At 37.6% G+C, this 24,706-nt stretch carries 22 protein-coding genes and 1 tRNA gene; 14 read left to right on the top strand and 9 right to left on the bottom strand.

What is annotated here, in order from left to right:
- Window positions 1-304: 304 nt before the first annotated feature.
- The 4 genes from LQ201_RS01640 to LQ201_RS01625 form a co-directional block, all read right to left on the bottom strand.
- On the bottom strand, window positions 305-802 hold the full coding sequence (locus LQ201_RS01640; RefSeq protein WP_230143973.1) for a histidine phosphatase family protein: 498 nt from the start codon (window positions 800-802) through the stop codon (window positions 305-307).
- Window positions 795-1,826 (bottom strand): glycosyltransferase family 9 protein, encoded by a 1,032-nt coding sequence (locus LQ201_RS01635; RefSeq protein WP_230143974.1) that lies wholly within the window; start codon window positions 1,824-1,826, stop codon window positions 795-797. The genes LQ201_RS01640 and LQ201_RS01635 overlap by 8 nt, the downstream gene beginning before the upstream one ends.
- Window positions 1,827-1,899: 73 nt before the next feature.
- Window positions 1,900-2,502, bottom strand: a complete 603-nt coding sequence (locus LQ201_RS01630; protein ID WP_230143975.1) for a DUF4254 domain-containing protein — start codon at window positions 2,500-2,502, stop codon at window positions 1,900-1,902.
- Between the two features lie 75 nt (window positions 2,503-2,577).
- The gene (locus LQ201_RS01625) at window positions 2,578-4,266 is read right to left on the bottom strand and encodes a helix-hairpin-helix domain-containing protein (RefSeq protein WP_230143976.1); all 1,689 of its coding nucleotides are present in this window, start codon (window positions 4,264-4,266) and stop codon (window positions 2,578-2,580) included.
- An 88-nt stretch (window positions 4,267-4,354) separates the two neighbouring features.
- Here LQ201_RS01625 and LQ201_RS01620 point away from each other — a divergent pair, with 88 nt between their 5' ends.
- A complete protein-coding gene (locus LQ201_RS01620) occupies window positions 4,355-4,981 on the top strand; it encodes a hypothetical protein (protein ID WP_230143977.1) in 627 nt (208 codons plus the stop codon).
- A gap of 260 nt (window positions 4,982-5,241) precedes the next feature.
- Here LQ201_RS01620 and sppA read toward each other — a convergent pair whose 3' ends face one another.
- The gene (gene sppA / locus LQ201_RS01615) at window positions 5,242-7,008 is read right to left on the bottom strand and encodes a signal peptide peptidase SppA (RefSeq protein ID WP_230143979.1); all 1,767 of its coding nucleotides are present in this window, start codon (window positions 7,006-7,008) and stop codon (window positions 5,242-5,244) included.
- Window positions 7,009-7,048: 40 nt separating this feature from the next.
- On the opposite strand from sppA, the gene folK reads away from it, so the two are divergent.
- Window positions 7,049-7,555: a 2-amino-4-hydroxy-6-hydroxymethyldihydropteridine diphosphokinase gene (folK, locus tag LQ201_RS01610; RefSeq protein WP_230143981.1), complete on the top strand. Its 507-nt coding sequence runs from the start codon at window positions 7,049-7,051 to the stop codon at window positions 7,553-7,555.
- 106 nt (window positions 7,556-7,661) lie between these two features.
- Here folK and pssA read toward each other — a convergent pair whose 3' ends face one another.
- Complete coding sequence (pssA, locus tag LQ201_RS01605) at window positions 7,662-8,354, bottom strand: CDP-diacylglycerol--serine O-phosphatidyltransferase (RefSeq protein WP_230143982.1); 693 nt, start codon at window positions 8,352-8,354, stop codon at window positions 7,662-7,664.
- Between the two features lie 65 nt (window positions 8,355-8,419).
- Window positions 8,420-10,156 carry a transcription termination factor Rho gene (gene rho / locus LQ201_RS01600; protein ID WP_230143983.1) on the bottom strand — a complete coding sequence of 579 codons (1,737 nt, stop codon included), beginning with the start codon at window positions 10,154-10,156 and terminating at the stop codon, window positions 8,420-8,422.
- 424 nt (window positions 10,157-10,580) lie between these two features.
- Here rho and pyrF point away from each other — a divergent pair, with 424 nt between their 5' ends.
- From pyrF to LQ201_RS01570, 6 genes are all read left to right on the top strand, one after another.
- A complete protein-coding gene (gene pyrF / locus LQ201_RS01595) occupies window positions 10,581-11,420 on the top strand; it encodes an orotidine-5'-phosphate decarboxylase (RefSeq protein WP_230143985.1) in 840 nt (279 codons plus the stop codon).
- A gap of 65 nt (window positions 11,421-11,485) precedes the next feature.
- Window positions 11,486-11,863 (top strand): GxxExxY protein, encoded by a 378-nt coding sequence (locus LQ201_RS01590; protein WP_230143987.1) that lies wholly within the window; start codon window positions 11,486-11,488, stop codon window positions 11,861-11,863.
- Between the two features lie 48 nt (window positions 11,864-11,911).
- A complete protein-coding gene (locus LQ201_RS01585) occupies window positions 11,912-12,820 on the top strand; it encodes a DMT family transporter (RefSeq protein WP_230143989.1) in 909 nt (302 codons plus the stop codon).
- A 99-nt stretch (window positions 12,821-12,919) separates the two neighbouring features.
- The gene (locus LQ201_RS01580) at window positions 12,920-14,203 is read left to right on the top strand and encodes a DUF2851 family protein (RefSeq protein WP_230143990.1); all 1,284 of its coding nucleotides are present in this window, start codon (window positions 12,920-12,922) and stop codon (window positions 14,201-14,203) included.
- A 52-nt stretch (window positions 14,204-14,255) separates the two neighbouring features.
- Window positions 14,256-14,471, top strand: a complete 216-nt coding sequence (locus LQ201_RS01575; protein WP_230143992.1) for a hypothetical protein — start codon at window positions 14,256-14,258, stop codon at window positions 14,469-14,471.
- 134 nt (window positions 14,472-14,605) lie between these two features.
- Window positions 14,606-14,824 carry a PspC domain-containing protein gene (locus LQ201_RS01570; protein WP_047799560.1) on the top strand — a complete coding sequence of 73 codons (219 nt, stop codon included), beginning with the start codon at window positions 14,606-14,608 and terminating at the stop codon, window positions 14,822-14,824.
- Window positions 14,825-14,902: 78 nt separating this feature from the next.
- Here LQ201_RS01570 and LQ201_RS01565 read toward each other — a convergent pair whose 3' ends face one another.
- Window positions 14,903-15,559, bottom strand: a complete 657-nt coding sequence (locus LQ201_RS01565) for an ankyrin repeat domain-containing protein (RefSeq protein WP_230143994.1) — start codon at window positions 15,557-15,559, stop codon at window positions 14,903-14,905.
- An 896-nt stretch (window positions 15,560-16,455) separates the two neighbouring features.
- On the opposite strand from LQ201_RS01565, the gene LQ201_RS01560 reads away from it, so the two are divergent.
- The 4 genes from LQ201_RS01560 to LQ201_RS01545 all read left to right on the top strand — a co-directional run bounded on the left by LQ201_RS01560 (window position 16,456) and on the right by LQ201_RS01545 (window position 21,623).
- The gene (locus tag LQ201_RS01560) at window positions 16,456-19,047 is read left to right on the top strand and encodes a DNA translocase FtsK (protein WP_230143996.1); all 2,592 of its coding nucleotides are present in this window, start codon (window positions 16,456-16,458) and stop codon (window positions 19,045-19,047) included.
- Between the two features lie 62 nt (window positions 19,048-19,109).
- Window positions 19,110-19,760, top strand: coding sequence for an outer membrane lipoprotein carrier protein LolA (locus tag LQ201_RS01555; RefSeq protein WP_230143997.1), 651 nt, complete (start codon window positions 19,110-19,112; stop codon window positions 19,758-19,760).
- 776 nt (window positions 19,761-20,536) lie between these two features.
- Window positions 20,537-20,809 (top strand): hypothetical protein, encoded by a 273-nt coding sequence (locus LQ201_RS01550; protein ID WP_057933024.1) that lies wholly within the window; start codon window positions 20,537-20,539, stop codon window positions 20,807-20,809.
- Between the two features lie 49 nt (window positions 20,810-20,858).
- Entirely contained in the window at window positions 20,859-21,623 is a 765-nt protein-coding gene (locus LQ201_RS01545; RefSeq protein WP_230144000.1) for an MBL fold metallo-hydrolase, read from the top strand.
- A 34-nt stretch (window positions 21,624-21,657) separates the two neighbouring features.
- Here the strand turns inward: LQ201_RS01545 and LQ201_RS01540 are convergent, their stop codons facing one another.
- On the bottom strand, window positions 21,658-22,296 hold the full coding sequence (locus LQ201_RS01540; RefSeq protein ID WP_230144002.1) for a DUF6266 family protein: 639 nt from the start codon (window positions 22,294-22,296) through the stop codon (window positions 21,658-21,660).
- A gap of 339 nt (window positions 22,297-22,635) precedes the next feature.
- On the opposite strand from LQ201_RS01540, the gene LQ201_RS01535 reads away from it, so the two are divergent.
- Window positions 22,636-22,719, top strand: a tRNA-Leu gene (locus tag LQ201_RS01535).
- A 426-nt stretch (window positions 22,720-23,145) separates the two neighbouring features.
- Window positions 23,146-24,705: a type I restriction-modification system subunit M gene (locus tag LQ201_RS01530; RefSeq protein WP_230144004.1), complete on the top strand. Its 1,560-nt coding sequence runs from the start codon at window positions 23,146-23,148 to the stop codon at window positions 24,703-24,705.
- Window position 24,706: the final 1 nt, after the last annotated feature.

Below are 24,706 nucleotides of genomic sequence, written 5' to 3'. Positions count from 1 at the left end.
TGAAATATATGCTTTAGTTTTTTGGAAATGTTCGTTCAGGAGTTCTTGGCGCATTCAGTCCCGTTATTCGCTTTAGCCCCGATAAAGGATCGGGAGCTGCCGCTACTACCGGGTTTATTTTACGTCAGGTTGTGCTTATCGGGAAAACCTTTCCAGCGCCAATGAGCTAAAGCCGTTTTAAGTATTTATGGAGTTGGCCAAAGCCGATCTGTATTGAGTTAATGTAAACACACAATAATTTCCGTGTAATCTGTATTTCCGTTGCAAGTAATTAACTGACTACTAGCCTTAATGTTAAAAAACCTTAAACCTCGTCACTATTCTTCGGGTAATCAAAAAACACCAATTCTCCTGTTCCTTTGCTTACCATTTGCCATGAATCAAAAGGAAAAGAAATTAACACCATGCCTGCAGTTGGAATGTTGTAAATGTCGGCATCGCATAACTCGTTCGCAAAATCTGTAAAACCGGGGTTATGACCAAACATCACTACATGGTCTGCGCCATTATTTAACCCATTTACCACTTTAAGTAGGGCTCTGGTATTGGCTTCGTAAATAGATTCTTCAAATTGGATATGGTCGATATTATAGGCCTCTGCAAAGTATTTAGCTGTAGATTTAGCTCTTTTCGCCGGACTACTTACAATCAGATCTAATTTGAAACCTTTATTAATCAATCTTTCAGCCATTTCCGGCGCATTTTCTTTGCCACGTTTGTTTAGCGGTCGGTCGAAATCTTTTAAATCTAAATTTCCCCAATCCGATTTACCGTGACGGACCAAAAGTAATTGCTTAGCCATTTAATTTCTCTTTAATTTTATCTACAATTGTTTCAGGCTTAATTAAGTCTATACAGTTTTCAACACCGCAAAGGCAGGGTTTGTTTCCATAAATAGAATTGGGCCTGTTAGGGTGATCAATCTGGATGCAATCGCTTTCCAATTGCCCGTAACCCAAAAAGCCGGCATATGGATGTGTTGGTCCCCAAACTGAAATTACGGGCACACCAACAAGCGATGCCATGTGCATGCCGGATGAATCCATACTTAACATTAAATCCAAGTTTGAAATAATGGCAAGCTCTTCCGTTAAGTTAAAATTACCGATTAAATTATGAGCGTTTTTATAGGTTTTCGCCCAGTTTTCGGCAGTTGTTTGTTCTGTTTTACCACCACCAAATATGAAAAGCTCATAACCTAATCCGCTTAACAAGGCAATTACCGCCTCCATTTTTTCTAAGGCATATATTTTATAAACATGTTGCGCAAAAGGGGAGATGCCTATTTTTTTTGTCGCTTTATTGGCAAATAAATCTAGTGCATTTGCTGGAATTTTCTGAGGGGATTTATCTATTTTATAACTGAGTTTAACCGCAAATCCCAATTCGCGGAAAACATCAGCATAACGCTCTACCGTTTTTCTGAGGGGTTTAAAAACTTTGTTATTGTTACGTGTTAATCTCTTTTTCTCTGCTCTTCCTTTATCTATCCGCCTAATTTCTGTTCCGGTTAAACGAAAAAAAGTTGAAATTGCCCTGCTTCTCAAGTTATCGTGCAGGTCGGCTATTGCATTTGGTTTATAACTGCGGAGCTCCTGATAGAGTTTGTATAAACCATCAATTCCTTTATGAACGGTTTTGGGCTCGATAGGATGGAAGATCAGGTTCGGAATGCGATCAAAAAATGGCTTAAAAGCAGATCTGCTCACCATGATGATCTCTGTATTTGGGTTCTGTTCTGAAAATTCGTGTAAAACAGAGGCTGCCATGGCCACATCGCCCATTGCCGAAAAGCGTAAAACGATAATTTTTTGGGTTGCGGCCATAATGTTTTACCACGGAGGCACAAAGAGCACCAAGGGATTCTTTGTGTTCTTCGTGTCTTTGTGGTTGATTAATTTATGCTTTATTATACAATACCGGATTCAAACTCGGATCGTTGTACATTTTCATTTGTTTATATACTTTCATGTATTTTTTACCCGCCTCAATATCTGCCAATAACTCATCGATACTGGTTGAAAGATCCTCGCGTTGCGATAACAATACATTTAATTTAGCCTGACATTGTGCACGGTGCTCAGCTGAGGCACTTTCGCGTTCAGCTTCTTCCTGCATATGGTAAATTTTCAATGCCAGAATAGAAAGCCTATCTATCGCCCATGCTGGGCTTTCTGTATTGATTTTTGCATCTGGCAAAGCCGAAATCCCCTGATAAAGATTTGAGAAATAACCATCAATAAACTCAACCATATCGGTACGTACCTGGTTTTGTGCGTCAATGCGTCTTTTCCAGCTCAAACCTTCAACAGGATCAATTTGAGGGTTACGCACCACATCCTCCATATGCCATTGTGCTGTATCGATCCAGTTCTTAAGATAAAAGAGATGCTCTAAACTTTCGGCATCATATGGGTTTTCAACCGGATGGTCAATATCATCAAACTTATGGTAGTCTGTAATTACTTGATTAAATATGCGGTTGGCAATTTCACTTATCATGGGGCAAAGTTATGGTTTTTTACCACAGATTTTCACAGATGAACACAGATTTAAACTTATCCGTGTTCATCCTTTTTATCTGTGGTTAATTTGTTTTTTGCGGTTAAAGTAAGCTGTAATCTCCTCCAAAGAAAAAGCATTTAAACATTTGTCGGCACTTAAACCACCTTTGCGGGCAACTAGAATGCCGTAATGCATATCATGGAAACCTTCCGTTCTATGGGCATCTGGATTTACAGAAAGCAATACGCCTTTATCTAAAGCATAACGGTGCCAGCGCCAGTCTAAATCCAAACGTAAGGGATTCGCATTGATTTCGATCACTACTTTATTTGCTGCACAGGCATCAATAATCTTTTTATAATCTATCGGGTATCCGGCTCTGCTTAACAATAAACGGCCTGTTGGATGCCCTAAAATGGTGGTATATGGGTTTTCAATGGCTTTTAGTAAACGTGCGGTTGCTTTTGCTTCGTCCATGCGTAAATTGCTATGTACCGAGGCCACTACAAAATCGAACGTTTTTAAAATATCATCCGGATAATCCAATGAGCCATCACTTAAAATATCGCTCTCAATACCTTTGAAGATTTTAAAGGGAGCGAGTTTTTTATTGAGTTCGTCAATTTCCTGGTGTTGTGAAAAAACACGTTGCTCATTTAAACCTTTCGCATAAACAGCAGTTTTAGAGTGATCACAGATCCCTAAATACTGAAGATTTAAGTTTTCTTTACAATATACAGCCATTTGCTCCAGGGTGTGTACGCCATCGCTCCAGGTAGAGTGGTTGTGCAAACTGCCTTTTAAATCTTCATATAGGATTAAGGTAGGGAGTTTACCTGCTTTCGCCAGGTCGATTTCATCAAAATCTTCACGAAGTTCAGGAACAATGAAAGATAAACCTGCTTTACTGTAAATTTCTTCCTCACTTGTAAAAGGACCATTACCTGCTAATACTAAAACTTTCTCTACATGTTCGGTATTTCCGGTGTGTTTGAACCATTGTAAATAAAATTCAGCTTTTTCAACTGCATAAATTTTTATCCTGAAACCAGCTTCAGTGGTGCAGATGTAAGCATTTTCCGCTTCAATCAAAGAAAGTGCTTCGAAAGCAGGCAAATTTTGTTTAAGGGTATCAATTTGTTCAGCACCGATCACAATTTCCAGTTCATCGATAATCTCACAAGCGCGTCGGTACTGACCCGCAAAGCCCAAAAGTGCACTGCTGTCAATTTTTCCAGTCCAATCAGCAAGCTGTGTAAATAAAGTTTTGGCAAAACCCTCAACCTGTGCGTATAAAAACCGTCCATTGGCCGCGAGTTTAAATTCGATTGCATTCTTAATTTCTTCCTGGGTTTTTAAACCGAAACCTTTGGCTTCAATTAAGCGGTTTTCGTTACAGGCATAATACAATTCACCTATACTTTCTATACCTAAGGTACGCCAGATAATGAATATCTTTTTCGGTCCGATGCCCTTTATGGCCAGCATTTCTACTACACCTTCGGGTGTTTTCTCGCGAATTTCATTAAGCTCTTTTAGTTCTCCTGTTTGGAGAAGTTCAATGATTTTGGAAGCCAGTCCTTTACCAATACCTTCAATTTTATCCAGTTCATCTAAAGGTTTATCCTTTAAAGCAAAGGGTAATTTATCTACCTTAAAATAGGCATTTGCAACAGATTTAATTTTGAAGGGATTTTCTTCGTGCAGTTCCATAAGCTGCGATAGCAGGCGTAAGGTGCGGGCGATGGTCTTGTTTTCCATAAGAGGTAAAATTAGGAAATAATGCCTCAAATCCTTCTTGTGCTTATAAAATTAAAACACAAATTTATTAAAGTCTTGTTTTACAATCATGAAATCTATAAAATTCGCCCTCTTGGGATTAAGTATGAGTGTAGCCGCTTGTCAATCTGCCAGTAAAACAGATCATAATGCCGATTCTGTAAGTAATTTAGCATCAGCCCCAACACAAAGTGTTGATGAGCGCTTCCTGGTTGTCGCTGGTCGGTCAGTTGGAGAAATTGCACTTGGAGAGGATATGGAAGAGGTAGGTAGAAAATTAGGCAGGCCAAATGCCGGTGATGCCGCAATGGGGAAAGCCTGGGGGATTTGGTACAGTGACGATTCTACTGCGAAACACCGAAACGAAATTGCGGTATATTCTTCTTATCGGGACACGAGTATGCGTGCAAAAGATGTAAAACAGATTAGAATTACCTCCAATAGGTTTAAAACAAAGGATGGCCTGGCTACCGGGAGCACGTTGGAAGATGTGAAATTGAAGTTCCCAACCATTGAAAAACTTTCTGCCTATTTAAATGAAGATAAAGATACCGTTACGGTTTATGATGCCAAAAAAGATGGAATTGGCTTTGAATTTTTAAAAGGAAAAAGTATTTCCTTAACGGTTCATCAGGTGAATATTCCGGTTAATGCGACTTATCTTACTTTGCATCCCGAATGGAAAGTGATAGAGTAGGAAGAAGAATTGAAATAAAATGTATGGTCTAAAGGTCTTTCAATCATTCTTAATTTGATCCTCATTTTTTAAGGAAAAAACTAACGCTTATTTTTTTGGCGTTACCCAAGCTACGCAAGGGGCGGGCTTTTCAGGGCTTCGCTTCGCTCCGGTACCGATGAATCGGTACTGAACCCTTCCAATCCCTAACGCAAACCCAGAGTGAAATAAAACTTTAATATTAAACCTTGCAGGTTTTAGAACACTGCAAGGTTTAATTATTACTTAATTACTGCTTCAAATGGCATTCTGGCCTGAATGCCAGAGCTTGCAATTACCTTTTTCATTTGTTGGTAAAGCATGTAGTTATCGCCAAGTTCTTGTTTGGTGTAATAGGTTTTAATCCTGTCTGTACCCTCATCCATTAACGATTTCCATGGGTCAATTACATCTGGATATTCTACAACCTTATAATTCTTTAATTTAGCCTTTTTAGCGGCTGCCTTAATAGCATCGTTAAAACTACCTATTCTATCAGCTAAACCAATTTGAACGGCATCTGTACCGATCCAAACGTGGCCACCACCAATGCTATCGATATATGCTTTGCTTTTCTTTCTTCCATCGGCTACACGGCTTACAAAACCGCTGTAAATTCTGTTTAATTCATTTTGGATAATGAATCTTTCACCTGCAGTCATAGGGCGGTTAGTGGCCATAATATCGGCGTATTTACCGGTTTTAACGCCATCAAATGTAATTCCCAGTTTGTTGGTCATTAAATTTTGGAAGTTCGGGATGATACCGAATACACCGATCGAGCCTGTAATGGTATTCGGTTGCACAAAGATACTGTCGGCAGCACAACCAATGTAATAACCACCTGATGCGGCAACATCGCCAAACGATGCAATAACTGGTTTTTCTTTTCTGGTCAATACAATTTCTCTCCAGATCACATCCGAAGCAAGTGCGCTACCTCCGGGCGAGTTTACACGTAAAACCACCGCTTTAATGTTATCATCCAAGCGTGCTTTTCTAATTGCCCTGGAAATACGTTCCGAACCGATCTGGTTGTCAGAACCTTCGCCGCCATTAATTTCGCCATTGGCATAAATTACCGCTACTTTATCTTTTCCTTCGCCGGTATCAGTATTGTTTTTCGCATAGTCGTTAATCGTTACCGAACGGATATTTTCACCCCTGGTTCTTCCAGATAATCCCCTCAGCTCTTCTAAAATCTGATCTTTATATTTCAGGGCATCGATCATTTTAAAGTTTACGGCATCTTGTGGCTGTTGTACTTTGTAATTATCGGCAATGTTATAAAGACTATCTTTTTGAATGTTTCTGCTTTGCGCAATATCAGTTAAGAAAGTATTGTACAATCCGCCAACATAAGCTGTAACCTGTTTGCGGTTATAATCGCTCATTTTATCTAAAATGAAAGGCTCTACTGCACTTTTATAGTTTCCTACACGGATAACCTGCATTTCTACTCCAACTTTTTCTAAAGTTCCTTTAAAGAAAGTTAATTCAGAGCTGAAACCTTTAAATTCTAAAGCGCCTTCGGGATTTAGATAAACTTTATCAGCAACTGACGCTAAATAATAAGCGCCTTGTGTATACACTTCGCTGTAGGCAATAATTTTTTTGTGAGATTTTTTGAAATCGATCAACGCATTCCTAACTTCGCGCAAAGTTGCAAAACCTGCATTCGGACTGCTCACATTCAGGTAGATGCATTTGATATTATCATCTGTTTTGGCTTTTTGTACCGCTTTTAAGAAATCGTTTAAGCCAATACCATCTTTTTCTTCACTACCAACAATTGGCAGGTTTCCGAATGGATTCTTTGGTGTACGTTCTGTAATGGCCTGGTCTAAATTTAGGAATAGTACCGAATTGTTAGACACAACAACGGTTTTGTCGCTATCAATAGAAGATATTAAACCCACAACAACTACGAAGCAGATCACAAATACAATTACTATTGATAAGAAAAAGCCCAGCATAGAGGCAAATAAATACTTAAAGAATTCTCTCATTTAAATGTTTTAATTTTGTGTTGTAAAGATATAAAAATACATGATGCTTAATAAAGCTTTAGAGTACAACACGGCTTATTTGTTACTGGGTGGAAATTTAGGCGATAGGGAGGCGAATTTGAAAAAAGCCATCGAACTATTGAACGATAAAATTGGTCGTGTGATCGCCATCTCATCTCTTTATGAAACCGCTGCGTGGGGTAAAACCGACCAACCTTCTTTTTTGAACCAAGCTGTAAGTTTACGAACCCCTTTAACGGCGCTTGAAGTTTTAGAGTATGCATTAAGTATCGAACAGGAATTGGGCAGGGTAAGGAAAGATAAATGGGGAGAACGGTTAATAGATATCGATCTGATCCTTTTTGGAGAAGAAATTATCAATATTCCGGATAAACTTCAGGTACCTCATCCCCATATGCAAGATAGAAAATTTGTAATGGAGCCTTTGGCTGAAATTGCACCAGAGGTGATACATCCACTGTTGGGCGAAACGATGCTCGATATTTGCAGAAATATTACAGATCCGCTTGAGGTTAAAAAACTGTAGCGCATTAATCTTTGATTTTTGCAGAAAAGGAACACAGATTTAAAGGATTAATCTAATGCGCTATGATCTGCGATTTTAATCTTCTTAATCTGCGGGAAAAACTTAGTTATATTTTATGATTAGTCGCACCCCTAAAATGCAATACCGATAAAGCAATATATAATACCAGGACAAAAGGAATTGCTGCAAATTTTAGAAAAGCTATTAATATGGCCGATAGGATGAGGAAGATAAATTTGATTTTATTTTTCGCCCAGCTTAAATCGCTGAATTTTAAAGAGAATATTTTGATTTCGCTCACCAGTAAAAAACTTGTAATTGCTGTAATGGCAATCAGTAAAATACTAGAACCAATAACCTGTGGATAATCGTTGGCAATAAAAGCTAGAGAACAGATAAACAAAGTATTCATAGGTGTATTCAAACCAATAAAATCTTCCGTTTGCCTGGTATCGTTGTTAAATTTGGCCAGCCTGAGTGCCGAAAAAATAGTAATGATAAATCCAAGATAAGGAAGGTATTCAGATGAATAATCGCTTGCCTTTAACAAATGAAACATGATTACCCCCGGTAAGAACCCAAAACTTACCATATCTGCTAAAGAATCAAGATCTTTTCCAATTGCCGATTTTACATTTAATAAACGCGCAACCATACCATCAAAAAAATCGAAAATTCCAGAGAAAATAACGAAATAGGCTGCGGTTTCTAAATTGCCTTTAAATGCAAAAACGATTCCGATACAACCTGAAAAAAGGTTTGCACAGGTAATCGCATTAGGGAGATTCTTTTTAAGCATGGAGGTGGGCGTTAAGCGCATGGGGTTTGAAATGCATTACTCCAAACCCCAAACGCCAAACTTATTTAGCTGTTCATCGAAATTAAGAACTCTTCGTTACTTTTTGTTCCTTTTATTTGAGATTGAACAAATTCCATCGCCTCTTGACTGTTCATATCGGCAAGGTGATTACGTAAAATCCATACACGTTGTAAAATATCTCTATCTAACAATAAATCATCGCGACGGGTACTTGAAGCCGTAATATCAATTGCAGGGAAGATACGTTTGTTAGATAATTTACGATCTAACTGTAACTCCATGTTACCTGTACCTTTAAATTCTTCGAAGATAACTTCATCCATTTTAGAACCTGTATCGGTTAATGCGGTAGCTAAAATGGTTAATGAACCACCATTTTCGATGTTACGTGCCGCACCGAAAAAACGTTTTGGCTTGTGTAAAGCATTTGCATCAACACCACCTGATAATATTTTGCCTGATGCTGGTGCTGTTGTATTGTAAGCCCTGGCCAAACGTGTAATCGAATCTAAAAGGATTACCACATCATGTCCGCTTTCTACCAAACGTTTCGATTTCTCTAAAACAATATTGGCAATTTTAACGTGGCGCTCAGCTGGCTCATCAAAAGTAGAGGCAATTACCTCTGCTCTTACACTACGGGCCATATCGGTAACCTCTTCCGGGCGCTCATCAATTAATAAGATAATTAAATAAACTTCAGGGTGGTTTTTAGCAATTGCATTGGCAACCTCTTTAAGCAGGTTGGTTTTACCTGTTTTTGGCTGTGCCACAATTAAACCCCGCTGTCCTTTACCAATAGGTGTAAATAAATCCATAATACGGGTAGAGTAATTGCTGTTATCCGTAAATAAATTTAATTTTTCTGTTGGAAAAAGTGGTGTTAAATAATCAAAAGGAACACGGTCGCGAACCTCAGCAGGAATTCTGCCGTTAATGGTTTCTACACGAACCAGTGGGAAATATTTTTCGCCTTCTTTTGGCGGACGGATGCTACCTTTTACAGTATCACCGGTTTTCAAACCAAAAAGTTTTATCTGAGACTGCGATACATAAATATCATCAGGAGAAGTTAAATAGTTGTAATCTGCAGAGCGCAAGAAACCGTAACCATCAGGCATAATTTCTAAAACACCTTCATTTGTAATTACGTTATCGAAATCTAAGTTGGAGTAACTGTTTTCGTTTTTGTGGTGATTGCCACCACCCGGTTGTTTTTGCTGGCGGTTTTCGTCGCGCTGTGGTTTTTCCTGCTTTTCTTTAGGCTCTTGTTTTTGTTTTGGAGCTACCGGAAGTACTTCTGCACTTTCTTCTATTAAAGCTGAGATTGGTTTTACACTTTCTTCAGATTCAATAATTCTATCTGGTTGTCTTTCTGGTTGTTGCTGGTGTTGAGGCTCGTCAAATAACGTTACAGCATCTCTTCTTCTTTCAATTGGCGCTGCAGGCTCGTCTTTCGTTAACCTTGCTCTTTTTTTAACAGGCTTGTCGGCTGTAGTAGCTGGTTTTTCAGCGGCCACTGCAGAGGCGGCTGCTGCGGCTGCGGCAACTTTTGGTGCTTTTGCAGCTTTGGTTTTAGGTGCAGGAGTAGCTGCAATAGGTTCGATTTCGCTATAAGGGTCTGCACCGGCTTTAGCAGCATTTATAATTTCTTGTTGGTGTAAAAGTACTTCAACAAGGTCGATTTTTCTTAGGGAGTCGGCACCTTCAATGCCATAGCTTTTAGCTAGCTCACGTAATTCTGTTGTGAGCTTATCATTTAATTCTGTTTTACTAAACATTCTAAATATATATGTTTCAAGAAATTTTTCATTTGTTTATAACGGATGTTTTCTGTTATAAATCTACACAGGCTTAAATATATTTGTGTTAGTGTAGGCCTGGCGTTTCATTGTGTATAAATTCTTAAGGCTATAAAACATTAAATGAGTTCATTATGGAAAATGCTCAAATTGTTTCATAATTGTTTATAAGCTGAATAAAAAGCAACATGTGCTTTTAAAAAATGGTAACAAAAAACAAGTCTTGATAAATTTTTCTGGGATATTCAGATAAACGGTTGAGAAATTATGTTGCAATTGTATGTATTTGAAACGTAATCTGCAAGCAAAAGTTTAAAATGTTTATAAAAATAATTAATGTGAGCATTATTTTGTCGCTCAGAAAACTTAAAAATCTTCATATTTGCAGCAAATAAGCCCATATATGACAAAGCAACAACTTTTCGAGCAGATACAAAAAAAACGTTCATTTTTATGTGTCGGATTAGATTCTTCGTTAGATAAGATACCAAAACACTTATTGAAGTATGAAAACCCGATTCTGGAATTTAATAAACAGATTATTGATGCCACAAAAGATTTATGTGTAGCTTATAAACCCAATACTGCTTTTTATGAGTGTTATGGAAAAAAGGGATGGGAAACTTTGATCGAAACCTGGAAATATATTCCGCAGGATGTTTTTTCTATTGCTGATGCTAAAAGAGGCGATATTGGCAATACTTCTGCCATGTATGCCGAAACGTTTTTCAATGCTGCATCATCAGAGATGAGTTTCGATTCGGTTACGGTAGCACCTTATATGGGGAGCGATTCGGTAACGCCGTTTTTAACTTTTAAAGATAAATGGGTAATTCTTTTGGCTTTAACCTCGAATGCCGGCCATGCCGATTTTCAATTACAGGAAATTGGCGAAGATAAACTTTTCGAAAAAGTACTTAAAACATCGCAAACCTGGGCTACAGATGAACAGATGATGTATGTGGTAGGCGCAACCCGTGGGGCAGCTTTTGGTGATGTACGTAAATTAGCACCAAATCACTTTCTTTTAGTGCCAGGTGTTGGCGCACAGGGAGGAGATTTAAATGAAGTGTGCAAGTATGGTCTAAATGCACAATGCGGATTGCTGATTAATTCTTCGAGAGGAATTATCTATGCCAGCCAGGGAGAAGATTTTGCCGAAAAGGCCAGGGAAGAAGCGTTGAAACTTCAAAAAGAAATGGAACAGATCCTACTTAAAGCTGAATTAATTAACCACAGATAAAAAGGATGAACACAGATTTGGGTTTTTCAACACTTGTGTCGAAATATTTTTTATAAATTGGTTTCATGGATAATCTAAATGAAATCACTGAAAGAATAATTGGAGCTGCATATAAAGTTTCAAATACTTTAGGAAGTGGTTTTTTAGAAAAAGTGTATGAAAATGCATTATTCATTGAAATTAAAAAAGCTGGATTAATCGTCACAAAACAACACGCATTACAGGTTTTCTATGATGATCAAGTTGTAGGAGATTATTTTGTCGACTTGTTTATTGAAAATGAAGTTGTTGTCGAACTAAAAACAGCTAAAGTAATAACGGATATCCATCAGGCACAATTAATGAACTATTTGATCGCTTGTAATAGACGCTGTGGTTTAATCATAAATTTTGGTAAGCCAAGAGTTGAAATAAAAAGAATGCTCAACGGCTATAGTCTCTAAAATATCTGTGTTTATCCGTGTTCATCTGTGGTTAAACATATATCAATCATGAAATCAAAAATAGATCTTAAACTCATCCTCGCCCTATTTGGCGTGGCCTTGATATGGGGCACAACATATTTAGGAATAAGGATTGCCGTAGAAAGCATTCCGGCCTGGTATGTAACGGCCATTCGTCAATCTGTTGCTTCGATAATTATATTGGTTCTGTTAATTAAACAGCAGGAACTAAAATGGATTGGATGGTCGAGTTTTAAACGACAGATCTTATTGTCTATTTTAATGGTGGTGATTGCCAATGGCATGACAACCGTTGCCGAAAAGACTATTCCAAGTGGATTGGCGTCCTTAATTAATGCCACCTCTCCCTTGCTCGTATTTCTCGGATGCGTATTTCTGGGGATTCAAAAGGCTAGTTTAAAGGGATTCATTGGTGTTTTTATCGGGTTTTTAGGTATTGTTTTTATTTTTAGAGATGGTTTGAATGATTTGCTTGAACCAGGTTACCGAAATGGAATTTTATCGTTGATTATTGCAGTTTCAGGTTGGACAGTCGGCACCATTTATTCGAAGAAACACAGTGGTAAACCTCAATACATTTTCTTAAATCTATTTTACCAGTTTGTGTTTTCGGCCATTATTCAATTGGGCTTAGCAATGGTATTCTCCGGCAAGGCTGATGTAAGTTCCTGGAAAACAGAAAGCATATTTGCCACAGTTTATTTAGCTGTTTTTGGGTCTGTTTTAGGTTATTTCTGTTATCATTATGCCCTAAAAAAGGTTTCAGCATCCGAAGTTTCCATCTTAACTTACTTCAACACCATTATTGCGATATTTTTAGGTTGGTTAATTTTAAATGAAAAGGTGGGTATAGATTTAGTCGTTGCAACCGTTTTAATTATTGCAGGAGTTTTTATTACCAATTATAAAAAGAAGGCCGAAGTTAAAGCAACTTAATCTTTAGGGATGTGTTGTAATTAAGACTGTAGCATAAATTTTAAGTGACAAAATATGTAATTATTTATAGCTTTTCAGAATATTTCACTACATTGAAGAATGAATTTTCCAGAAGATTTTCTTCATTACGTATGGCAATTCAGGTCGTTTGACTATAGCGGGCTGCAAACCACTGCTGGAGAAAACCTGAAAATTATAAATCCAGGCTTACTAAACAAAAATGCTGGTCCGGATTTTTTTAACGCGAAAATCGAAATTGGCAATACCACATGGGCTGGTAATGTAGAAATACACCTCAGGTCGTCAGATTGGTTAAAACACAGTCATCAAATTAATCCCGCCTACGAAAATGTAGTCTTACATGTTGTTTATGAGCATGATGCGGAAATAAAAAGAATAGACAATACTGTTTTGCCCGTTTTGGAATTAAAACACCGTATCTCTACCGATCTCATCAAAAAATACGAAAACCTATTTCTCACCTTAACTGATTTTCCTTGCATTGCACAAATTGGAACGGTAGATCAATTAATTGTCGATTCTTTTTTATCAAGAACCTTAATAGAGCGTTTCGAGCAAAAAACGAATGCTGTTACTGAAACCTTAAACGAATTAAATGGGAATTGGGATGAGACTTTTTACCGTTTCCTGGCGCGTAATTTTGGCTTTAAAATAAATGCTTTGCCTTTCGAGTTGTTTGCCAAAGCCGTTTCGCAGCACATTTACGCCAAGCATAAAAATAACCCAAACCAAATTGAAGCACTGGTTTTTGGTGCCGCTGGTTTTTTAAACGATCAGTTTGAAGAGGAGTATCCTAAAAAGCTAAAGGCCGAATTCCAGTTTCTTCGAAAGAAATACAATATTAAACCTATAGAAGTTTCGATGTGGAAATTTATGCGGATGAGGCCGCAAAACTTTCCTACGATCAGATTGGCGCAATTTGCAGCGTTAATTGTAAAAGCCAATCATCTTTTTTCTAAAATAATGGAAATCAAAGATACAGCTCAATTGCATGCTTTGTTCGAAAACCTACCGGTAAACGATTACTGGAAAACACATTATCATTTTAAAAAAGAAACTTCTGGTGTAAATACACAAATTGGAAAAACATCCGTTGATAATGTTTTGTTAAACACGGTGGCTTTGTTTTTATTCGCGCATGGTAAACACACAGGTACACAATATTATATTAGCAGGGCGATAAAATTGTTGGAGCGTTTGCCAGCTGAGCAAAATGCGATTACAGATAAATTTACCGGAGCAGGAGTGAAGATGGATCATGCATTTGCTTCGCAAGGAATTTTGCAGCTTAAAAAGCAATACTGCGATGAGAAAAAATGTCTATATTGTGGTATTGGAATTAAAATTTTAAAGCAGGCCTAACCAAATGCTGATTTCAAACAAAACTTTCTACACTATAATCTGTTTTTAAATTATGGAATTTCCACACGAGCTTAAAGAAGTATATCCTAATCAGATTATTGAGGTTAGGGGTAATGCCGATGCCTTAACTGTTATTTTAAACAAAGATGTCGATATCCATAAATTTAAGGCAGACCTGATCAAAAAGTTTTCAGGACTGGAAGAACAACAAACGCTTTTTATTAAACACGAGGATAAACAGGATTTTGAAAAATTGGTTCTGGAATAATCGGGATAGAATATGCTATTGAAATTTAACCGATTATTATTGCTAAATTAGAGTTTGGAAATCAAATTATGATTTGGGTTTCCAATGATTTTATCTTGTGGTATTGTTATTAAGATTTTTAAAATAAGCTTAAAATGTTCCAAAGAATTATAACCTATTTTGAACAACAGAGTTTTGGCGTTTCTACTTATTTGGCTAACAAGTTGAACATGAGCACAGCGAAAGTGCGTTTGTTTTTTATTTATTCGTCGTTTTTAGCGGTGGGTTTTCCAATATTGTTCTATTTTTTGGCAGCTGTAGTGCTCGATATCAGGACGTACATGAAAAGAATGCGATCAAGGATTTGGGAATAAAATGTAAGAGCTAGTATGGATGGTGGAAAATGGTTGCTAAATCAGACTCTTGACTAAAGACTCACGACTCCAGACTAATTAATCATCGTCTCTTAAAATCTCAGCAATTTCATTAAAGCCTTTTTCTGCGGCTAAATCTGCAGGTAGTTTTCCACCTTCCATGCGCAAAGAAACTTCTGCTCCGTGTTCTAACAATAAAATAATCAATTCTATATTTCCTAATTGTGCGGCGGTATGTAAGGGCGCCAATCCTGCCTTCTGACAAACATTCGGGTAGGCGCCTGCATCTAACAGTATTTTAGTAATATTGAAATTATTAGCAGCAACTGCCGAGTGGATCGGAAATACATTAAATCCATTTTTTGATGGCAGGTTAACATCCGCACCTTTTAAAACTAAAAAACGGGCTAAATCTTCATGGCCGAAATAACAGGCTAAACCTAATGGTGTAAAGCCATCTTCCGAAAATTCGTTAATACTATTAGGACTTTGAAATATTAATTGCGATGCTGCATCAAATTTGCCCACTGCACAAGCTTCGAACAAGGTTAGGTCATCTACAAATTCAGCAATTAAATCGGCTATTTCCTGTTTTTTATAATAACAGGCCAATAACAGTGGCGAAATGTGATGAGAAGTATCAACATTTGCCAATTTTGGGTTTTCAACCAAAATTTCTTTTACTGCTTGTAAATTTCCAGCCTCAATTTGCTCTTCGAGTTGCGCTATGCCCATAGTATTGTTTCAAAAATCGCTTTAAATTAACAAAAATTAAGAAATTGTAAACTTTATTGCTTAAATATATATAGTGTAAGGCAATCTACCAAGACCTCAGCGGTCAAAAAAACATGATATCTGAAGAAAAAGAGCCACCGGTCGAAAAATTGCCGACTGAAAGCTGTTAGCTCATTTGGGCGTTACCCAATCCCGTGAAAAACGGGAAAGGGTCGGGCTTTGCAGGGCTGCGCTTCGCTCCGGTACCGATGAAGGATCGGCACTGAACCCTTACAATCCCTAACGCAAACCCACTGTCTTAAGTAACCATTAGGTTTAAGCCCTAAGAACTACAGACTCAGGTTGAATAAACCTGATAGAACGATCCCGACGTAAAGAAGTCGGGAGAAGTGATAGCAGGACTATGATAACCGAAATGAACCGAACCCTGCTTTTCAAAATAATAGGAACTTAATTCACCTAGTATTTCAAACCTCATAGGTTTTTAAACGGCTTCAGCCCTCAACGAGACCTTTAAAAATAAATTAAACGACGAGTTAAACCTAAGGTTTATAAATAAAAAAATCCCGTTTAACCTCTCCAGGTAAAACGGGATAAAACCTAAAACAAAATCCGTTTCATTTGATAAAACGTAACAACTTGTGTGTTGTTAAAATAATAGACAATAATTTCTGTTTAAGGTTTAATGCCCGATGAATATTTTTATTTAATTTAAGGCAGATTATAAAACCAATAGATAGCGGTGCAAATTTGGCTCTTCTTGAAAATAGTGAGTGGTATAATAAAAGCCCTGGCAGCAATGCTTACAATTTGTGATTATTTTTTTTGTTAGGCTTTCGTTAATGCTGCGCAGTTTTATCTAAGTTTGTTCAATATTAAATTATTTAGGATAGAAAATGTCGGTAAGGGGTAACCAGTTTAAAACCAATACATTCAGAGATAAAGGTGCAGAAAGTGCACCTGGCAGATCATCATCAGGTCGGCAGCCGAAAGAAAAAGGAGATTTTTTGCCAAGCTTCGATTTGGCAGATGGCCGTGCAGTTAAAATTGCAGGTCTGTTTTTTGTGATATTGTCACTTTACTTTTTAATTGCTTTTACCTCGTATTTATTTACCTGGCAAGATGACCAGAGTTATGTAATCGATGCAAATGGTGGCTGGGGCAATCTTTTTAAAACAACAGAAGAACTAAAAGAAGCTGGTGTTTCCATACCGGTAGTTCAAAACTGGTTAGGTAAGTTTGGCGCCTTGTTATCGCACCAGTTTATTTACGAATGGTTCGGTATTGCATCTTTCCTGTTTGTTTTGGCCTTTTTTATTATCGGTTACCGTTTATTATTTAAAGTTAAAATCCTTTCCATCTCTAAAACATTAGGTTATAGCTTTTTCTTTTTACTGTTTATATCCTTAACCTTAGGTTTTGCACATAGTTTCTGGTCAGAATCGCCACATTATTTAGAAGGTGAGTTTGGCTATTGGAGCAATAAATTATTAGGTGCCCAAATTGGCGCAGCTGGGGTGGCGGGATTAATTGCTTTTGCGGGATTAACCATTTTAATCATCGCCTATAACATCGATTTTAAATTTCCGGAGCGCAAAGAGAAAGAGGTTTACCTGGATAACGAAACGCCAGATTATGTGAATGATATCAGAGAGCAGGCCGTAAAGAACAAAACTTTCGACGAGCCATCATCACCCATTGAATTTCCGGTACGTGATAAGCCGGTAAGTAACGAGCGTAAACAACAAAATGTAGTATTGCAGCCAAGCCGTTTCGAAGAAAAAGAAGAGGAAGAAGCTATTGCACCTGTTGTATTATCTCCGTTGGCTACCAATTTGCCTTTGGCTACTGCTGCGGCAGCAACACTTCCATTAACGGTAGAACCACCAGTTGAAACCGAAAAGGAGCCTGCTTTTACGATCGAAAAAACTGAAGAAGAAAAAAAATCGGATGATCTGGTAGAACAGTTTGGTAATTATGATGAAAAACTAGATTTATCTGGTTATAAATATCCAACAATAGATTTGCTCGAAAATTACGGCACCAATAAAATTTCGGTAAATGCCGAAGAACTGGAAGCCAATAAAAATAAAATTGTCGAAACCCTTAATCATTACAACATAGAAATTGATAAGATTAAGGCAACCATTGGCCCAACGGTTACCCTTTACGAAATTATTCCTGCCCCTGGGGTAAGGATTTCGAAGATTAAAAATCTGGAGGATGATATTGCACTTTCGTTGGCGGCCTTAGGCATCCGTATTATCGCACCAATGCCGGGTAAGGGCACAATTGGTATCGAGGTACCTAACCAACACCCGGAAATGGTGCCCATGCGCAGTATTCTCAATACCGAAAAATGGAGCCAAACCACTATGGATTTGCCAATTGCATTGGGTAAAACCATTAGTAATGAGGTTTTTATCGCAGATTTGGCTAAAATGCCTCACTTATTGGTTGCAGGGGCAACTGGTCAGGGTAAATCGGTTGGTATTAACGCCATTCTGGTTTCGCTGTTGTTTAAAAAACACCCTGCACAACTTAAATTTGTACTGGTCGATCCGAAAAAAGTAGAGTTAACTTTATTCAATAGAATTGAAAGACACTTTTTAGCTAAACTACCGGGAGAGGCCGATGCCATTATTACCGATACCAAAAAAGTAGTAAATACTTTAAACTCACTTTGTATCGAAATGGATCAGCGTTACGATTTATTGAAAGATGCGCAGGTTAGAAATTTAAAAGAATACAACGATAAGTTTGTTAAACGCAAGCTTAATCCAAATAACGGCCACCGCTTTTTACCATTCATTGTTTTAGTGGTAGATGAGTTTGCCGATTTAATGATGACTGCGGGTAAGGAGGTGGAGGCACCAATTGCTCGTTTGGCACAGCTGGCCAGGGCAATCGGGATCCATTTGGTTCTGGCTACACAGCGCCCATCGGTAAATATTATTACAGGTACCATTAAAGCCAACTTCCCGGCCAGGTTAGCCTTTAGGGTATTGTCGAAAATCGATTCAAGAACCATTCTGGATAGCGGTGGTGCCGATCAGTTAATTGGCCGTGGTGATATGCTTTTATCTACAGGTAGCGACTTAATCAGGCTACAGTGTGCTTTCGTTGATACACCTGAGGTAGACCGGATTTCTGAATATATAGGTAACCAACGCGGTTATGCTGATGCTTATCAACTGCCAGAATATATAGATGAAGCAGGGGAGGGTAGTAAGGCCGATTTTGATCCTAACGAGCGTGATAAGTTTTTTGAAGATGCAGCCAGACTGATTGTGATGCATCAGCAGGGTTCTACGTCATTAATACAGCGTAAACTAAAATTAGGCTATAACAGGGCCGGAAGAATTATTGATCAATTGGAAGCTGCGGGAATTGTTGGTCCCTTTGAAGGAAGTAAGGCGCGCGAAGTCTTATACCCGGATGAATATTCTTTGGAACAGTTCTTGAATAGTATGAATGACAAAGATTAGATTAAACCAATAACAAAAAATCTACTCTAACGTTTCAAAAGGAAAAATTTAAAAAAGAAAAGATGAAGAAATTAATTTCAGCATTAATGGTTGTAGTTGCTTTTACAACTTCAACTTATGCTCAAACTGATGCGAAAGCTAAAGCCATTTTAGCTGAGGTGAGTAAAAAATACAAATCGTATAATATTGTAAAAACAGATTTTACCTTCACTTTGGATAATCCAAAAGCTAAAGTAAAAGAAACCCAGCAAGGTACTTTGTATGTTAAAGCCAATTCTAATAAGTATAAAGTGGCGATGACCAATCAAGAATTGTTTAGTGATGGTAAAAGTCAATGGACTTATTTGAAAAAAGACAAAGAAGTACAAGTGAGTAATGTAGATAACAGTGGCGATGCCATTAATCCTGCTAAGATTTTTACAGTTTACGAAAAAGGATTTAAATACGTTTATACCGGTGAAGAAAAAGCTGGTGCCAAAACTTATCAAATGATTGATTTAACACCTGTTGATGCTAAAAAATCGATTTTTAAAGTACGTTTAAGCATCGATAAAGCGGCTAAACAAATTGCAAACGTGGTATTGTTCGATAAAAACGGAAACAAATACACTTACAATGTGAAAACTTTTTCGCCAAACGTAAATATACCAGAAACTACTTTTGCTTTCGATGCTAAAAAATATCCTGGTGTTGAAGTAGTAGATTTAAGATAATTGTTATTACCGCTAAGGCGGGATGAAACCTGAAGGTTCAGCTGGAAACAGCTGAACCTTTTTTGTTTTATTGAAATCAGATTTTTAGGTTTATCGTAGAGCACTTCTTTTTTAGAATAGTTTAGGCGTCGTGCTAGCTTGCTTTAATAACACACAGGTTTTACCGAAGAACGCCGTCAATCCCAGGAGCCGGAGAAATCAAAAAAACAGGTGCAGTTCAGGTAAATTGGCACTAACAAACCTGAAACGCAGTGGTTTTGTGTTCATAAGAAATGATTTAAAGGTTAAAAAACATTGAACACAAAACGAAGTGCCGCTGTTTTTTTGATGTGGGTGGGATTGTGCAAAAGGCTCATTGCTGGATTGACAAAGCGCTTTGGGTACTTTGGCGCTCCAAAGTACCATGCCCCGCGGCAGAGAGCGGAAATAACATTGCTCTAAAATTATTATTTGTTAAGTAATCAAGGCAAATTAACAGCAGGAAAGATGCTGACCACGAAGTAGCTATTAGACCTTTAAAACAATAAAAACAGCTAATAAAACAAGTTCAGCATGACGATCGCCTTGGTAATACGTGCTAAAAAACAAATCCAGGCTAACAATAAGGTCTTACGCGATAGGACATTGTTCAGTATAAGTAAAGCAGATAGCAGGAATTCGCAACCGATTGATCCAGAGCCCTGATTTTCCAAATGTTTTAGAAATGAACATATTGGTTGATAAATTTTTCATCATGTGTTTATGAATGCTGCGCAGATTTATCTAAGTTTGTTCCAATGTCATTGCCACTAACAAACCATACCTTAGAGAAATTAGAAACCCTGCTTTTTGCTATGGGCTATAAAGTTCGTTACGAGAAAGGGAACTTTAAAACCGGTTCTTGCCTGCTCGAGCACAATAAGGTTGTTGTGGTAAACAAATTTTCAAATCTGGAAGGAAAAATTGCTGCGTTGGTAACTTTGGTTAAGCAAACCAATACAGATGAAAACCTGTTAGAAGAAAAACAGCGCCAATTCTACCTATCCTTACAGCAAACCGAATTATTTTAATGAAGATACAATTCCAGCATTACAATTATAGAAAGGAAAGTTTAAGCAGATGAAAGTTACTTTTTTAGGTACCGGTACATCACAAGGCGTTCCTGTAATTGCTTGTAATTGCGAAGTTTGTTTATCTGCTGATAAAAGAGATAACCGCTTACGGACTTCAATATTAATTGAAACAGCTGACAAAACTATTGTGGTAGATAGTGGACCTGATTTCCGTTACCAGCTTTTACGCGAAAAGGTGAAAGATCTTGATGCGGTATTGTTTACCCACGAACATAAAGATCATATTGCGGGTTTAGATGATATCAGGCCCTTTAATTATCTGCTGCATAAGGTAATTGATGTTTATGCGACAGACAGGGTTCAAGCGGCTTTAAAAAGAGAGTTCTATTACATTTTTGCCGAAACCAAATACCATGGCTTGCCGCAGATTAATCTGCACACCGTAACCAATGGCGAAGATTTTAAAATTGGCGAAAGTACCATTATTCCGTTTGAAGTGATGCACCATTTATTGCCCATTACAGGGTACAGAATTGGCGATTTTACGTATATCACAGATGCCAAAACCGTATCGGAAGCAAGTTTTGAGAAAATAAAGGGAACAAAAGTATTGGTGCTTAATGCTTTACAGAAAGAACCGCATATTTCTCATTTTACTTTAGGTGAGGCCATTGCCTTTGCGGAAAGGGTAGGTGCAGAAACCACTTATCTTACACACATCAGTCATAATCTGGGTAAACATGCCGATGTAGAAAAAGACTTGCCGTCGAACATCAGGCTGGCTTACGACGGGCTTAGTTTCGAATGTTAGTGTTATTTAACGTAAAAGCTTCATTCTTTTGTGATCAAAAAACGAAACTGCCGCAATACGTACTCGCAGATATCCCCATTCTGTCGTCTGCAATGAAAGCCATCCAGGTGTGAAATGCCTTTCCTTTATAAAAGGACGGAATTTCCAGGCTTTCCCTTTCTTTTGACCGCCTGGCACCACCTGTTTCGTAGATGGCCGTTTTGTTGTCCACATCATAAACCATTAACATCACCTGGTCATGTTTCCTGGTGTAATCGCCGTTAGAATTATCCGTCCAGCTGAAATGTACACCCGCATCGTCGTGTTCCAGCTTAACCCCCTCCGCACCGGTGAGGTTTCCAAAGCTTAAACGTACAGCGGCATAGTCGATTTCGCCGGCGGCATTTTGGGCATTCAGCATGTTATAGGATTTTGCAACATTATGGGCGGTCATCATGCGTTTTTTCGACTCCAGGTTAAAACCAATCCGGATAAAACCCACAATAGGGCTTAAAAAGGTCTGCATCATGGTAAAACGGGATCTGCAGGTCTTTTGATCAGCACTACCGGTTTTGTTTTTGATAGACTTTCTCCGTTTGCTCCTGATGACCCATTTCCCGTTCAGGTAATAACCAGTCACGGCGCCCACCGTCCCGGTGAAGCCACCGTTAATTCCGTTTTCTATTTTTCCCATGATTGCATTAATTTATGTTATACAATATAGTAAATTGCTGATTGATAAACTAATAAGTTGTGTTTGCTTCTGATTTACGTCGGCTTTCATTCGGGCACAATTGTCATAAGTCCGACGAAACCCCGACTTAAGTGCGACGAAAGTCCGTCTAAACAATTACTTTGCTATAGCTGTCTTATACGATTTACTATAGTAAGTCGTGTTACTTTTTGTAATTGATTTGGTGTTACTTTATATGGTTTACCATGTTAAGATTTGCTTTCCGGAATTTCAGTTCAAAAAATATTTTATGAATGTTGCAGCGCAAGATGGTTAATTTATATATTTGCAATTCTTCAAACCCAGGTGGCGAAATTGGTAGACGCACCAGCTTGAGGGGCTGGCGCCTGTATGGGTGTGGGAGTTCGAATCTCCTCTTGGGTACATTTTAAATAGCTAACATGTTTATTGTTAGCTATTCGTTTTTTATAATTCTTCATGTTGACGTTTGTTTACTAAACTTATCAACTTTTTAATTTTTAAATTGTCAATTGCTTCAAAGTCTGTGGCTCTATTTTTTGTACTAATGATTTTGCATTGTTATATGGATTTTTTAAATGAACTAGCAATTGAGAAATGAGAAAATCCTAGGCTAACCTTGAATAAATTCGATATTTAGCGTTACTGATGTTCAGCCTCTTCGATGATGAAAGTGAAAAAAACATTATATTATACTTGAATGAAATCATTAAATACTAATTTTATAGATTATTGAATATTTATTTTAGTTCAGCTATGTGTCTGAAAAATAGAAAACGTCTGTTATAAAAAAAACAATATTCATAATAGTATACACCAAAAAATAAAGTCATGTTAACGAATAACTTAAAGTCACATATAGATCGGCTATGGTCTAAATTTTGGGGTGGAGGTATTGTAAATCCATTGACCGCTATTGAACAAATAACCTATCTCCTTTTCATGAAGCGTATTGATGAGATGGATACAAATATGACAACCAACTCTGTAAAGAGAAAGTCTCCTTACATATCTATATTTGAGGGTATGTATCAACCCTATGGTACAAAGACCAAAGCGAAGTTACGTAGTCGGTCGGAACTACGATGGAGTCATTTTAGAACATTGACTGCAGACGTTATGCTTTCACATGTCGAACATAATGTGTTCCCGTTTATTAAAAATTTAAATGGGGAAAATAGCCCCTTTGTAAAATCCATGCAAAACGCGGTGTTTATCATGCCGAAGTCTTCTTTACTAAAAGATGCAGTAGATATTATCGAAGATCTCTACGTCGAAATTGAAACTGGACTTAAAGGAAGACAAACTTTTCAGGATACTCAAGGTGATGTTTACGAATATCTATTGTCTGAAATTGCTACGGCTGGTAAAATGGGACAGTTCCGAACCCCTCGACACATAATTAAGCTAATATGTGATTTAGTTGAGCCGAAATTAGGAGATAAGATTGCCGATCCTGCATGTGGTACCGGGGGGTTTTTACTTGGAGCTTATCAATACATTTTGACGAAATTTTCGACTAAAGTTGAGATCGACGATGATGGATTTAAAAGAGCGACTGTCGCAGATAAACTAACTGAAGAAAATTCAATATCGAAATTAGAAAAAGAGACCTTTTACGGATACGATATTGATCCTTCAATGGTCAGAATTGGATTGATGAACTTAATGATGCATGGAATCACAGTACCGCATTTAGAAAATCGTGACACCCTTTCCAAGTCATATAATGAAGACAGTGCTTTCGATATCGTATTGGCAAATCCCCCATTTACTGGTAGTATTGATAAAGGGGATTTAAACCCCAATTTAACTTTGGGAACTACTAAAACGGAACTATTATTTATTGAACGTATTTATAATATGTTAAAAGATGGTGGCACAGCTGGAATTATTATTCCCCAAGGTGTGTTATTTGGTTCCGGCATAGCGTTCAAAAAGACAAGAGAAATCATGATAGAAAAGTGTAAGCTCGAAGCAGTGATAGCTATGCCCAGTGGAGTCTTTAAACCTTACGCAGGAGTTGCCACAGCAATTTTAATTTTTAAAAAAGCGGCAATAACAGACAATGTTTGGTTTTATGAAATGCAGTCTGATGGCTACTCATTTGACGATAAAAGGACTAAAATAGTCAACAGCGACTTGCATGATATTATTGAAAAATATCAAGTTAGAAGTAACTCTAGTCAAAGTGATAGGGCCTCTAAGCACTTCCTTGTAAGTAAAAAAGAGATCGTTGATAAGGATTTTGATCTCAGTATTAATAGATATAAATCTGATGTTTATGAGCCAATAAGCTATGGCGATCCCAAAAATATTCTAATTAAAATTTCTAAGCTAGAAAAGGAATTGAAGACGGGAATCAAGCAACTAGAAAATCTTTTACATTAGT

This window comes from Pedobacter sp. Bi126, from assembly GCF_918698245.1.
Taxonomy (GTDB): domain Bacteria; phylum Bacteroidota; class Bacteroidia; order Sphingobacteriales; family Sphingobacteriaceae; genus Pedobacter.
The sequence above is the reverse complement of the archived record's forward strand: the minus strand, read 5'-3'. Positions and strand labels throughout refer to the sequence as shown.

Coding starts and splice junctions, on each gene's coding strand:
- LQ201_RS01640 (WP_230143973.1), bottom strand. CDS start 802: ATGGCTAAGCAATTACTTTTGGTCCGTCACGGTAAATCGGATTGGGGA.
- LQ201_RS01635 (WP_230143974.1), bottom strand. CDS start 1,826: ATGGCCGCAACCCAAAAAATTATCGTTTTACGCTTTTCGGCAATGGGC.
- LQ201_RS01630 (WP_230143975.1), bottom strand. CDS start 2,502: ATGATAAGTGAAATTGCCAACCGCATATTTAATCAAGTAATTACAGAC.
- LQ201_RS01625 (WP_230143976.1), bottom strand. CDS start 4,266: ATGGAAAACAAGACCATCGCCCGCACCTTACGCCTGCTATCGCAGCTT.
- LQ201_RS01620 (WP_230143977.1), top strand. CDS start 4,355: ATGAAATCTATAAAATTCGCCCTCTTGGGATTAAGTATGAGTGTAGCC.
- sppA (WP_230143979.1), bottom strand. CDS start 7,008: ATGAGAGAATTCTTTAAGTATTTATTTGCCTCTATGCTGGGCTTTTTC.
- folK (WP_230143981.1), top strand. CDS start 7,049: ATGATGCTTAATAAAGCTTTAGAGTACAACACGGCTTATTTGTTACTG.
- pssA (WP_230143982.1), bottom strand. CDS start 8,354: ATGCTTAAAAAGAATCTCCCTAATGCGATTACCTGTGCAAACCTTTTT.
- rho (WP_230143983.1), bottom strand. CDS start 10,156: ATGTTTAGTAAAACAGAATTAAATGATAAGCTCACAACAGAATTACGT.
- pyrF (WP_230143985.1), top strand. CDS start 10,581: ATGACAAAGCAACAACTTTTCGAGCAGATACAAAAAAAACGTTCATTT.
- LQ201_RS01590 (WP_230143987.1), top strand. CDS start 11,486: ATGGATAATCTAAATGAAATCACTGAAAGAATAATTGGAGCTGCATAT.
- LQ201_RS01585 (WP_230143989.1), top strand. CDS start 11,912: ATGAAATCAAAAATAGATCTTAAACTCATCCTCGCCCTATTTGGCGTG.
- LQ201_RS01580 (WP_230143990.1), top strand. CDS start 12,920: ATGAATTTTCCAGAAGATTTTCTTCATTACGTATGGCAATTCAGGTCG.
- LQ201_RS01575 (WP_230143992.1), top strand. CDS start 14,256: ATGGAATTTCCACACGAGCTTAAAGAAGTATATCCTAATCAGATTATT.
- LQ201_RS01570 (WP_047799560.1), top strand. CDS start 14,606: ATGTTCCAAAGAATTATAACCTATTTTGAACAACAGAGTTTTGGCGTT.
- LQ201_RS01565 (WP_230143994.1), bottom strand. CDS start 15,559: ATGGGCATAGCGCAACTCGAAGAGCAAATTGAGGCTGGAAATTTACAA.
- LQ201_RS01560 (WP_230143996.1), top strand. CDS start 16,456: ATGTCGGTAAGGGGTAACCAGTTTAAAACCAATACATTCAGAGATAAA.
- LQ201_RS01555 (WP_230143997.1), top strand. CDS start 19,110: ATGAAGAAATTAATTTCAGCATTAATGGTTGTAGTTGCTTTTACAACT.
- LQ201_RS01550 (WP_057933024.1), top strand. CDS start 20,537: ATGTCATTGCCACTAACAAACCATACCTTAGAGAAATTAGAAACCCTG.
- LQ201_RS01545 (WP_230144000.1), top strand. CDS start 20,859: ATGAAAGTTACTTTTTTAGGTACCGGTACATCACAAGGCGTTCCTGTA.
- LQ201_RS01540 (WP_230144002.1), bottom strand. CDS start 22,296: ATGGGAAAAATAGAAAACGGAATTAACGGTGGCTTCACCGGGACGGTG.
- LQ201_RS01530 (WP_230144004.1), top strand. CDS start 23,146: ATGTTAACGAATAACTTAAAGTCACATATAGATCGGCTATGGTCTAAA.